Here is a 12,072-nt window from a genome sequence, read left to right as displayed (position 1 = left end):
CCTGACCAGTGACCAGTGACCACCTGACCAGTGACCAGTGACCACCTGACCAGTGACCACCTGACCAGTGACCACCTGACCAGTTACTCTCTTTCCGCTCTAAAATTATTAATTTTTGTAGGTAGGGCTTTGCCGCACATTTGCTGTTGGTGGGCAATGCCCACCCTACTTCTTGAGGGCATCTTTTAACAAATAAAAAATAACATACTTTTTTGAGAGTGGATAACTATTTTTGGTGATTTCTTGTCTAAGAAGATTTACTTTTTAGTGGATTTCCCTAGAGCAATTGTGACTGAACCTAACACGACTAAAACTGCTCCTATTATTCCTAGTAGGGTCAAAGATTCTAGTGGAATTAATTTGGGTGACAGAACTGATACAACCCAAACGGCAATTAATGTTACTATGGGAGCTAGAGCTAGTACTGCACTGACACGGGATGCTTCCCAATGTTCTAAAGATTCAGCGAAAGCGCCGTAGGCAATTAGAGTATTGAAAGCACAGAAAAGTAAAGTTATAAAATGCCAAAAACTGAGTGTCAAAATTGTTTCTGGATTGGCAAATGGAGTGAAAAATAAAGTACATCCTCCGTAAATAACGAGCATAATACAGGGAGAGGATAAAGATTGTAGCAATTGTTTTTGTGCTAGAGCATAAATTGACCAAGTTATAGCTCCTACAACAACTAACCCACTACCTACAAGATAATTACCCTGAGTTGTAAGTAAGTTCTTCAATTGTTCGTGAAAAAATAAGATTAGCCCTACAGTCAGAATACTGATACCAATCCACTGTAGTAATACGTACCTTTCCTTAAAAAGAATTAAACCTCCAACACCCATAAGCAGGGGTGCTAGCTGAATAATGACTTCAGCATTGGCTGGTGAGGTCAGTGCTAAACCTTGCATGAAAAAAAGGTAATTCAATGCTAGGAAAAAAGTTGCGATCGCTAAAAGTACCCAAGAGGTGGAACGTAACTGGGATGGAGACGGTAATTTCCCTCGTCCTCCCAGATAAATAGCTAACACAACAAAGGATACTAAAAAGCGGAACCAAATGACAGTATAAACATCAAGAACTTGTAGAGCCATCGCTAAAGCAATAGGTAGAATTCCCCACAAGAAAACGGTCAGCAGTGATAATGCTAGCCCTAAACGCCAGTGACCAGAGGTAGTATGCATTTTAGTTGTTGGTTAGTTGTTAGTTGTTAGTTGTTGGTGGTTAGTAGTTAAAGTACTAACAACGACTAACACTTTAGAAAAAATCGCACATACTTGGGGATGTACTAGCAAAGATTTGAGTTGCTGCTAACATGGCTGTGTCTGTTGCCTCTAGATATCCTGCTTGTTGCAACTGGTAGGGTGAGTACAAGCCTGTATAGAGGGGTGCTAGTCCTTTAATATCTAGCTTCATCTCGCCTTTCCCACCAGTTCTGACTTCACCATGTCCGTTAGCGACAGACAGGACAAATTTACCATTGTTTTCTGGAAGTAAGTCATCTTTAATGTCTAAGTGCAGTTCTGCTTGAGTCGCACTGAAGTAACCGCGCTTCTCTAGGGCTTTGGCGACATCTACTATACGTAACATCCAACGAAAGGCTGATTTTTGCTTAGCAGTTTGTTCTGGTAAAAGTAAAGTGAGGGAGTCAATAGCAGAACCTTTCCACCTGACAAAATCAATTTGAGAGCGATGATTGGCAAGAAAACTCCAAATAGTTTGTGCAGCCGTGGGTGTGAGAGTAACCCAATCCCTAATTTTTATGAAAGAGCCATCCCGATCTTGGTGTTGGCTAAAGATAATGTAACCTTGGGGTTGCTCTACCGTACCAATGAGATAAGCGAAAACTCCTTCTTTATCGTCAGGTTTAATAATTTGCTGCCATATAGCTTGATGTCTGTCTAAATATCCGTTGTTGAATTTTGCTTTCTGTTGGTAAAGGTGACGAAATGCTTCTTCCTCTAGGGAAAGTGCTAGGAGAGGAAGGGGCTGTTCTTTGATTTGAATACTATTGGTGGATACTTCCCAAGAACAAAAGAACCCTCCTTGTTCGTAGCCACCTTTCCGGTAAAGACGTTGAGTCGCAGGATAAAGTGCGGAAATGGGAACTCCTTTAGAGTGGCATTCTTTTAAGATGTTCTGTAATAATGCAATTGCCGAACCATCTCCGCGATGTTCTGGTGCAATACCTACAGCAGCAAGTCCTATCATAGGGACAGGAGAACCGCCCCACCACTGGCTCATGGGAATAGTTGCAAGCCCACCCGCAATCTGGCGATCGCGACGAATGAGACGAAAGTTTTCTAAGCCGATACAATTAAAATAAAAATCAATGTCTTCTTGAAGGCTGATAAAACACTGGGCAATGATATCTTTTAGTTTTTGAGCGTCCTCTTGACTAGTCACTTGGCTGTATTCAAATTTTGCTGTCATGAGTTGCTTACCTAACAGGACTAAACTACAAGTATACTACAAGTAGCAATCGCGATCGCGCTTCACCCGATAGATTCATCCAAAAGGGTGAGCGTTGAGAATCGCCAAGCGTGTTTTTTCAAATCGAGATGCTTCCGTTGAGATGATGAGTTGCGATCGTAAATCTTTGAGCAAGTCTTAAGTGACGGTAGCAGACAAACTAATGTTGAATAGTTAAACCACCATCTAAAACTAACGAATGTCCAATAACAAACTTCGCTGAATCTGAACACAACCACAATACTGCCTGAGCAATTTCTTCGGGTGTACCCAATCGTTTTATAGAATATTGGTTGCCATAATTCTTAATTGTTTCCTCACTTAAAGCTGACATTACCATAGGAGTTATAATAGTTCCTGGGCAAACAGCATTAATTCTGATACCATCCTTGGCATATTGTACAGCTAAAGATTTAGTAAGCCCTAAAACTGCATGTTTACTAGTACAATAAAAATGAATATTATGTTGTGGTTCGTTTTCTGGCTCTCTAGTTAAATTAGCAGCAATTAATCCTCTAATAGAAGCATTATTCACAATAGCTCCACCACCATTTTTAAGCATTTCTGGAATTTGATATTTCATACATAGCCAAACTCCTTTCAAATTTGTATTAATAACTTGATTCCAATTTTCTTCTGATTCATCCATATTGACTTTTAAAATTCCGAGAGTTCCAGCATTATTAAATGCATAATCTAAACGATCAAAAGTTTTAACTGTTTGATTTATTAAATTTTTAACTTCTATTTCTTGAGTAATATCTGTACGAATAAAAATACTTGAACCACCTGCATTTTCAATTAAACTAACAGTCTCTTCACCTTCTTTAATTCTTCTGCCTGCGATCGCTACTTTTGCCCCACAAGAGGCAAAAGCTAGTGCTGTAGCTTTGCCAATACCAGAATTACCTCCTGTAATCAGGACAACTTTATCAGTAAATTCTGTAAGGGTTTTAGCCATATTTATAAACCTTTACATAGTTTTGGTTTTTCCCGCCTACCTACTTACTTAAGCTTATTGCATTTCTCTTTGTCAAACTTTTGCCCTTTTACTTGCTGATTTATGGTTTACTCTTACAAATACAAGATATAAAAAGATGTTTGTCAAGACACTTGCCTTTGCGAATGAAATTCGCAGAGTTCCCTACGGCGAAAAACCCACCTACAGGACTGGATTCACCACCTAAGCGAGTTTAGCTTGATTTTTCATGAGTCTGTTGCCAGAGGTTTTAGTCCCCTTGCGGGGTGTTGGTATTTGGAAACTAGTAATTAGTGCTTTGTCCAAATATTTTTGGACAGTTTCAGTCCCCTTGCGGGGTGTTGGTATTTGGAAACTATTGACGCGGCTAGAGACGCGCTCAATAACTTAGGTTTCAGTCCCCTTGCGGGGTGTTGGTATTTGGAAACGAGTTTTCTGGTGGTTCGGGCATAATGACTAAATTGTTTCAGTCCCCTTGCGGGGTGTTGGTATTTGGAAACTCGGATGACAATTTAGAGCTGCGATCGCGCCCATTCCCGTTTCAGTCCCCTTGCGGGGTGTTGGTATTTGGAAACTATCAAGAATGGGAAGAAAATGGTGAAGTATACAGGTTTCAGTCCCCTTGCGGGGTGTTGGTATTTGGAAACTGAATAAATCTTCTTCAGAAGCTATAGCCATCTCAAACGTTTCAGTCCCCTTGCGGGGTGTTGGTATTTGGAAACTGGGATGTACTAGCTGAGGTGCGGTTTGCTGTCAACCGTTTCAGTCCCCTTGCGGGGTGTTGGTATTTGGAAACTTTTGAACACTTTGTGAAAGAAAACCAAATTATCGGTTTCAGTCCCCTTGCGGGGTGTTGGTATTTGGAAACCAGCTACATATACAAAGTGTGCGGGAAGCGTCATGTGTTTCAGTCCCCTTGCGGGGTGTTGGTATTTGGAAACCGAGCGCTCGCAAATCGTCCCTTATCCGGGGCATATTTCAGTTTCAGTCCCCTTGCGGGGTGTTGGTATTTGGAAACTTGCAAGATGTACTCTAGCTTCATCCCCTGCTCTAGGATTTGGTTTCAGTCCCCTTGCGGGGTGTTGGTATTTGGAAACTCCTCACCATTTACGACCAACTACCCCACATGGGGTGTTTCAGTCCCCTTGCGGGGTGTTGGTATTTGGAAACAAGCTTGGTATTGACCAAACAAAATTCGTGCGGCCCGTTTCAGTCCCCTTGCGGGGTGTTGGTATTTGGAAACCCTCAGCAAACAAACGCTGGATCTCTTGCTGAGACAGTTTCAGTCCCCTTGCGGGGTGTTGGTATTTGGAAACTGACAAAAACTTAGCTGCTTTAATTTGGTGGGAAAAGAGTTTCAGTCCCCTTGCGGGGTGTTGGTATTTGGAAACACGTAAACATGGGTGGTGGTTGTCATCCTTACTTGCAAGGTTTCAGTCCCCTTGCGGGGTGTTGGTATTTGGAAACCCCGCGCCCTGAAAATTAGTCTCCGAGGGGTTTCTAGGCAGGGTTTTGTCAAACCTCAAATTCTTGGCAGAAATGAGAATCAAACTCCCACCTCCTGAAACTGCATGAAACCTAAAACTATTGAGTTTTCAAGGTTCTGGACTTTTGGCAAACCCCCCAGGGTTTTTGACCTCGCTTCGGTTTGCCAAAAATTTGGCTTATGAGTCAATCATATTACGATCGCTTGCTCTTGTCGAGGGATTTCCGAACCGTATGTAATTGTTCGCTTGACCGCACCAGCATCCAACACGTACACTTTCAGTGAATCCTCTTCTGGCTTGATAAGTTTTTCTACCTTAGTTAGAAGTGTAGCGAATTGTACTGCATTCAAAAAACACTCAAAGACGCTGTATTGAGTCCATTTGCCATAACCAGAGAGCATTTTGTGCAAGCGGGTGCGGCGTTTATTTGCAGCTTTGTTATCGGGTAAATCGTAAACTATCAAGTAAAACAGTGTTGTAGCCATTGTACTAAAACTTTAAAATTGTGGGTTGTCCAGACACGAAGAATCGCGTCGGGACTTTGAAAAAGTAATTACCGCAAAGCTAGAGGCTTGTAAGGAATTTTTTCTTGCAAATGCCGAGCGAGTAACCGTGCTTGGAGTTCTACTGCTCTTCGATAGGTACAACGGTATTCAAAAACGGGATGCTTGAACTCGTCGTTCATTTTGCGCTCAAATGCTTGCAAGAATGTTTTTATGCTCTTGTCTTTTAATTGATAAGCACCTAAACTTTCGGTAAAATCTTGGGGCTGAATTTCACGATTGCGTAATACTGACAATACAATATTGTCAGCAATCAATGCCCGAAACTCCTCCATTAAATCGAGTACCATTGAGGGCTGACCGTGATGGACTTCATGCAAATAACCAATATAAGGGTCAAGCCCTGCAACATGAACGGCGGCTGTCACCTGAACTCGTAACAAACCGTAGGCAAAACTTAACAGTGAATTAACTGGATCGGTGGGTGGACGGCGATTTCTGCGATTAAAAACCCATTGCGTACCAACCATCCGCGACCAACAGGCAAAATACTCCCGTGCAGCCAAACCTTCAATACCTCTAACTTGGTCTATGGTTTTCTGGTTCTTAACCTGGTTTTTACGTTCTTTGAGAGGATTGTCTCGCTCGTTGTGCCGATACAAGACATTATATTGATTGTGAATTTTAGCTGCAACGATCGCTTTAACTAATTCCAACCGTGGTTCGGGGTCGTTGTAAAGTTGATATTGAGCTAAACGGAGTTGACCGTTGCGCGAGTAACCTGGAAGAGCAGAGCCAAGGTATTTTCCATAGTTGGAGAGGTAATGCACTGGCATTCCCAATTCTAAAGCATAAACCAGTGCATCCCCGGTGACTTGGGGATTGCCCATGAGAACGACTTGTTCTACTGTTTGCGCTGCAATACTTTGTTTCTTCCAAGAACCATCTTCCTGTTTGAGGGCGACGTGAAAGGCTTCATAGTTCTTGCTTAGGACAGCTTCGGGTTGAGTAACGTAAAGGACGGTCATTGCGATTAATTTTGATGTTTTAATTGTTTAACTTCAAAGGGCAGGCAAATTCTTTGCAAGCTGCACGACTGACATTTTTTGATATGCTCGATAGGAGCAGGCATGGAACTTTGAGCAGCAATCTGGGCAAGAGCGATCGCGTGTTCTGTGGCTTGTCTCAGTTGGGGTGTAAAAACCACTGTCTGCCGGCGGCGATTGCCATGGTAAAAAATATCTCCATGGGTAATGCTTTTTCCAGTACGTTCTTCCAAACACAAACCAGCCGCACACAGTTGAAAGTGGTCGTTGAGATGCTGTGCCATTTTCCCCTTCTTGTACTCCACGGGGATAAGTTGACCTTCGCATTCTTCAACTGCATCAATAATACCAGCTACCTTCAAGCGATCGCTCCACACCCATTGCTGCTGGTGAATGAGCGTTTCTCCTTCTTGAAAAGTCCCTTCCTCATTAACGTTCCGGTGTAAATGACGCCCTAAGATAATGTGCTCGTTATCTTCCATTTCACCTAGCACATATTCCAGATAAAACCTACGCGGGCAATATTCCCAAGCGTTAAGGTAAGCTAAAGGTAAGTAATCTTCTGTCATGCTATTTTGGATTTTAAATTTTAGATTGAAATAATCTCACTTGTCCCATTCCCATTGCTGTTTTGCGACCAACTCCTGCAAAGGAAGCAAAATGAGCCAAAATTGTAGCAATCTTAGCCTGTTCTTCATCCAGAAACCGATACTTTACCCAACCCTGAACTCCAATTTCTGCTCCTGCTTCCATCTTCAAGGCATGAGTTTTCAAGTCATAGGCACAAACTACACTCTCCCACTCCACTGCTGGAAATTGAAGTTCTTGGGGTGCAAATCTATTCCAACGGCGCAACAGCCCATTGAAAACCAATTCTGGAAGCGGAAAAGGTTGTACTGTTTTGTTTTGCTTGAAACTTGTGGGAGAAAGAAATTGCAATGCGATCGCACAATTTTTCTGAACATCACTTGCATTAACGACTTGTGCTAGTTTTTCAAAACTACTTGTCTGTGAGATATTTACGCGATCGCTCAACCGACAAAGCACGCCTGCAAGCTCAACTTCACCACCCAAGTTAGCGCTCAGTCCCCACAACAGAGGAGCTAACAGTTCTTTTCTCAGTAAAGAGATTCTTAAATACATCTTTTGAGAAGAATTGTACTGCATTACCAGAGTCATCGGCATACTGTCTTGTTGATGCAAATGTTCTGCTAAAGCAGGATCGGCTATAGCAAACCATTGAAAACACAAAGCATGAATAGCTCGTCCAAGAGTTGGTGGGAGTGGTTTGGAAGCAGAAATAGAGACTTGAATAATATGTAAAGCGTGAGTATCTATTTCAACTCCAGTTAATTCATAAGGCTTTTGTTCCCACTCCACCAAACTATCCTGGCTAATACGTTGGCAAATGGACTGCATGAGATTGGGATACAGCACAGGCTTTGGCAGTACGGGCATGACCTTAGTTACGCCATTTAGCCTTGGTAAAGGAATCCAATTAGGTGAAGGCTGAGCTTGTGACAACCACAATGCAAGTGGTGTAGAACTAGTGAAATTTTTTGCAGTCTTGAGAACCAAACTCAGCCCAGCAAATGGTGCTTCAATATCTTTGGTAAAAGTCATAACGTATACTAGAAGCCATAAGTTGTAAGGGTAAAAACCCAGGTTTAATGATTCGGTCTCGATCGAGTTGTGCTTTTTCAGTGGAAAAAGGATTAATTCGGTTAAAGGTAGTCTTCTCTCCTAAATCATCCATTGGTTGCACGGTAAAACCACTGGTTGGGTTTATCTGAAAAGAAGGTTCAGGAGTTTCTTGCTTGTACTGAGGAAGATACTGGAAAAAACAACCGCGTTTACCAAAGTAATTAATTTGGGTAAATAATTGCTCTAATTCTGCCAAGCGATTTTCACCGGAACGATTTCCTTTCAAGCTTTCGCCACAGCAAATTTGTAAATGACCCTGTAAATATACCCATTCTCGAAAAACAAATCCATCTTGCATAGGAATAGTCGGGCGACTCTTATCTGCTTTATCAGCCGTTTGGTCGTAGTAACGAAGTTTATAGCCGTTGCGATTCACAACCAAACGTTCTGGAGGCAAAATATAAATTTTTAAGCCCCGAATCCAAGTAAATTGATTTTCAATCCATTGCTCAAAATGGTTGGAATGTTGTTTTCCCTGACTTTCTAACAACACCTTCAACAATGCCATCTTGATAGCATAGGGAGTTGGAACTAAATTAGATCGAGCAGCCATACTCGTTGCATCAGAACGCTTCAGGGAGAATAGGCTTACGGGTTGGTATGCAACAGTTAACCATCGGTTGGTATTTCCATCGACATCCAGCCCTTCTACAGCTTCAAGTTTATTCGATCGCTTCGGCATCTTCGCTCTCCCAAGGTTGAGAACACTCAATCAAAGTTTGAATTCGTTCTGCAAATTCTGCCATTGACTTAAAGTCATAAGAGCGAATTGTGCCTGCACCATTGATATTGTTTAACGTGTTAACTAGACTGTGAATTTGTTTGTCATAACTGTCTTCCAAGGCACTCAGCATTGGTGCAGGACAGCGACGAGTGCTGACAGTAATAACGCCTTCAAAATGGTCTGGATGGGGTAAATGAGTGTTGCGCTTTGCTCCGTTAGGTTGTAGGTAAGTGTAGAGAACGCTTTTGAGTAAGGCATCCAAGCGTTTTTTGCGTTCGGTAGCATCAATACTGTAGCTGAATGTGTGAGGGTTGTAGCCGATGCGAAAAGCTTCAATGTTGAGAACTGTGGCATACAAGCCAGAACTGACTTGCACGTTGTAAGGTGTGGGGTTATCTGTACCGTATTTAGCATGAAAGTAGCTTTGGGTTTTAACACGATTGGGCAAACCGACAACAGCCCCAAACTCAATAGCAGACTCACGCTTCAAGGTTTTTCCTCCTTTATCGGTGAACATAAAACCTTCTAAATCGCTCATAGCACAAAGCTTGAGAACAGAGTTGATACTAGCTGCTAAATCAGTTTCTACCTTTTCATTTTCTTCTTTTTCACCTTCTGTTTTTTCATTTTTTGCTTTTCCACTTTTTGCCTTTTCAGCTTTTACCTTAATCTTGGTTGTTTCAAAGTGTTTATTGTCAATATCATATTTAATACGATCGGGATGGAATTGCTTACCTCCTTCTGACAATGTAAGCTGTTCTTCAATAGCAATGCGATGTAAGTGTTCTGCTTGGATGTGCTTGAGCATATCACCAGAAATGCCATTCACATATTCAGGCTCAGTCATGTCGTTCTGAATAATATAGTAACGACGAGTTAGAGATTGGTTGCCTTCATTCCCCTCATTATTAAGAGCATGAATGTGCCAAGATAGTAAACCACTGATGGAAATTGAATAAACAGGAAATTTCATATTAGTCATTTTCAACAACTCCTTCTTCAGAATTTACGCGAGCGTCAGTTTGTTCTGCTTCTGTTTTATCTGTCTCCTTAGCTTTACCCCAGCCTTTAGCATATCCGTAAGCAATTAAAAGGTTAGCTATTAAGCTAGGGCTAAAGCGGTCAATCAAATCGATAATATTATCCAAATCATCTTTTGTTGTCCAAATTCGACGAGGTTTTCCTTGTTTGCGGAGTTCTTCATCTTTACGGAGGTTTTCATTTTCATAACTAGCTAAAAAGGATGAAAGCTCGGTAATGAAATCTTGTTTCGAGCCAGCTTGACTGCTTAAGCGCTGTGCCAAACCATAAATTCTGTCCCATCCAGTATCTTTGGTATGTCCTTCTTTGTCACGGATTATTCCAGCATAAACTGTTGCACTGTTAATAGCTTTGGCAATATTTAAAAAGCCTGGATTTTTGGTGATTTCAGTTAAGTCTAACTCGTCTTTATTTTGACGGTGTTTAAAATTTTTGGTCATAAGGTCTAGCCCATATTTAGAAAAAAGTGCGATTTTTGCATCTGAATCTGCAAGCCGTTTGATAACATAATCGGCATAACTAACTTGAAAAGGAAAAAACTGGTATAAGTCTGTCCCACTGATGAAGTCACGATATAAATTCAGCAATTCGCTATTTCCTTCATCAATAGAGAGCGATCGCACGACTGATAAATGCTCCTGCAAAACAGTTTGGTAATCTCTCAACTCATTGCGAGCGCGAGGAGAAATCCAACTGGGAAGTCCCAGATTAAAAACTTCTTTCACTCCATAAACTTGACCTTTGGAACTAAAGTGAGTCCCAACAAAGTTACTGACAAAGTGATTAACTGGTTGGCAAAAGTTGAAATCATCAGGTTCTGTTTCTTCTGTAACTTGTTGATGATTCAGCAATTCCTGACAAAATCGTAATATTAACTCCGCATCAAACCTTGCAATACCATTTCCCCCACCAGGTGGGTTGTATTGCCGTAGTGTTTTTAGCACCTCCCGATATTTACTAAACTGAATGTCTTTAGGTTGTAAAGCAACAACTCGCCAATCATAGACGTTTTCTGCAATCTTGACTCGTTCTGCAACTGCAAAATGAAATAAACCCGTAGCAATCAGCCATAAATCTAGCCAATCTGCTGTTTGGGAATCTACTTTGTTACAATCTGCTTTAACTCGGTTGACTCCTTGAACGGCAGTCGGTAAGTAAACTTTAACAGCACTGTCAGTCTTTGGTAATTTACATCCTGTTGCTTGCTCAAACAAGCTTGAAACTTTTATAGTGTCTGTATTTTCCTGGCTAAATCCTTGAAACAACGAGGCAATTAAAGCACCATAAGAATCTTTAAATTGCCAGCTTATTTGCCATAAGCCATTGTGATTGCGATCGTGACGCATGGAAGTTAACAGCACACCATTTTGAGTTCTAGGATCGGGTGGTGCAGGCGCATCTTCTGTCCATTGAGGTTTCCCTCGTTGTTGAAGTAAATACTCCCGGTAAATTTTTCGGGCTTCACTTTGCTCAACCGTGTCAAAGAGAATAGTTTCTTTTGGGATGTTTTTGATATCGGTTTTCTGACCTTTGACGATGGGAAAGGGGTCAAAGTAAACCAATTTGGCTATAGGTTCTAAATTCACAGCCTTTTGAAACTGGATGCAGTAGCGCGTTCCTTCATCGAGAAGTTGGATTGCACTTTTTTGCTTAGTTTCTTTGAGGGCATATTCCACAAGCTGTGTTAACCCCAACATCAAAAAGGCGTCGGCGTAAGTACCGAATTTTTTGTTGACAAATAAACGCTCTATCATTTGGCATTTGAGCCATGAGAGTTGTACTGACATAAATCATATACCCCATTGGAAGGGGGGTATTCCAAAGACTGAGAAGCGGGAATTGGGAGCTATTAATCTTTTTTGTCAAGCCCTATTGACACTTTGTAACATTTTTGTTAAGTTTAGTTACATAAGTTAATTTGCTCTAGTCACTGTAGTTTTACGAGGCTTGGGCGTTAGCTAAGGTTTTTCAGTTTCGGTATCAGCACTCATCGTCATTCGACTTCTCCTAATTCCCTCGGTTGGTTTCACCGAGGTTTTTTTTGTCTGTGTTAAGGAACCGCACCCTGTAGCAGATGCACGCAGATAAATATGCTGTTCTTGTGGTACGGGCGTCCCCG

Annotated in this window: 10 protein-coding genes and 1 CRISPR repeat array; all 10 genes read right to left on the bottom strand. The window is 41.6% G+C overall.

Features of this window, described 5'->3' with window-relative positions; translation table 11 throughout:
- Positions 1–257 precede the first annotated feature (257 nt).
- The 10 genes from ACKTT2_RS20700 to ACKTT2_RS20655 all read right to left on the bottom strand — a co-directional run bounded on the left by ACKTT2_RS20700 (position 258) and on the right by ACKTT2_RS20655 (position 11,740).
- The gene (locus ACKTT2_RS20700; protein WP_407890330.1) at positions 258–1,181 is read right to left on the bottom strand and encodes a DMT family transporter; all 924 of its coding nucleotides are present in this window, start codon (positions 1,179–1,181) and stop codon (positions 258–260) included.
- Between the two features lie 73 nt (positions 1,182–1,254).
- The gene (locus tag ACKTT2_RS20695; RefSeq protein WP_407890329.1) at positions 1,255–2,430 is read right to left on the bottom strand and encodes a GNAT family N-acetyltransferase; all 1,176 of its coding nucleotides are present in this window, start codon (positions 2,428–2,430) and stop codon (positions 1,255–1,257) included.
- Positions 2,431–2,629: 199 nt separating this feature from the next.
- Entirely contained in the window at positions 2,630–3,430 is an 801-nt protein-coding gene (locus ACKTT2_RS20690; protein ID WP_407890328.1) for a glucose 1-dehydrogenase, read from the bottom strand.
- Positions 3,431–3,695: 265 nt separating this feature from the next.
- Positions 3,696–4,915: direct repeats of the CRISPR family, unit length 37 nt; unit sequence GTTTCAGTCCCCTTGCGGGGTGTTGGTATTTGGAAAC.
- 208 nt (positions 4,916–5,123) lie between these two features.
- The gene (gene cas2 / locus ACKTT2_RS20685; RefSeq protein WP_407890327.1) at positions 5,124–5,420 is read right to left on the bottom strand and encodes a CRISPR-associated endonuclease Cas2; all 297 of its coding nucleotides are present in this window, start codon (positions 5,418–5,420) and stop codon (positions 5,124–5,126) included.
- Between the two features lie 68 nt (positions 5,421–5,488).
- The gene (gene cas1d / locus ACKTT2_RS20680) at positions 5,489–6,466 is read right to left on the bottom strand and encodes a type I-D CRISPR-associated endonuclease Cas1d (RefSeq protein WP_407890326.1); all 978 of its coding nucleotides are present in this window, start codon (positions 6,464–6,466) and stop codon (positions 5,489–5,491) included.
- 5 nt (positions 6,467–6,471) lie between these two features.
- Positions 6,472–7,053 carry a CRISPR-associated protein Cas4 gene (gene cas4, locus ACKTT2_RS20675; RefSeq protein ID WP_407890325.1) on the bottom strand — a complete coding sequence of 194 codons (582 nt, stop codon included), beginning with the start codon at positions 7,051–7,053 and terminating at the stop codon, positions 6,472–6,474.
- A gap of 13 nt (positions 7,054–7,066) precedes the next feature.
- On the bottom strand, positions 7,067–8,107 hold the full coding sequence (cas6, locus tag ACKTT2_RS20670; RefSeq protein ID WP_407890324.1) for a CRISPR system precrRNA processing endoribonuclease RAMP protein Cas6: 1,041 nt from the start codon (positions 8,105–8,107) through the stop codon (positions 7,067–7,069).
- On the bottom strand, positions 8,085–8,870 hold the full coding sequence (locus ACKTT2_RS20665) for a hypothetical protein (protein ID WP_407890323.1): 786 nt from the start codon (positions 8,868–8,870) through the stop codon (positions 8,085–8,087). The genes cas6 and ACKTT2_RS20665 overlap by 23 nt, the downstream gene beginning before the upstream one ends.
- The gene (locus tag ACKTT2_RS20660) at positions 8,851–9,894 is read right to left on the bottom strand and encodes a DevR family CRISPR-associated autoregulator (protein WP_407890322.1); all 1,044 of its coding nucleotides are present in this window, start codon (positions 9,892–9,894) and stop codon (positions 8,851–8,853) included. Before ACKTT2_RS20660 ends, ACKTT2_RS20665 begins: the two co-directional genes overlap by 20 nt.
- Positions 9,887–11,740 (bottom strand): hypothetical protein, encoded by a 1,854-nt coding sequence (locus ACKTT2_RS20655; protein WP_407890321.1) that lies wholly within the window; start codon positions 11,738–11,740, stop codon positions 9,887–9,889. Before ACKTT2_RS20655 ends, ACKTT2_RS20660 begins: the two co-directional genes overlap by 8 nt.
- Between the last annotated feature and the right edge of the window lie 332 nt (positions 11,741–12,072).

The organism is Scytonema hankhaensis NUACC26, from assembly GCF_045865695.1.
In the GTDB taxonomy this organism is placed as follows: Bacteria; Cyanobacteriota; Cyanobacteriia; order Cyanobacteriales; family Nostocaceae; genus Scytonema.
This window is presented reverse-complemented; position numbering and strand designations above follow the sequence as displayed.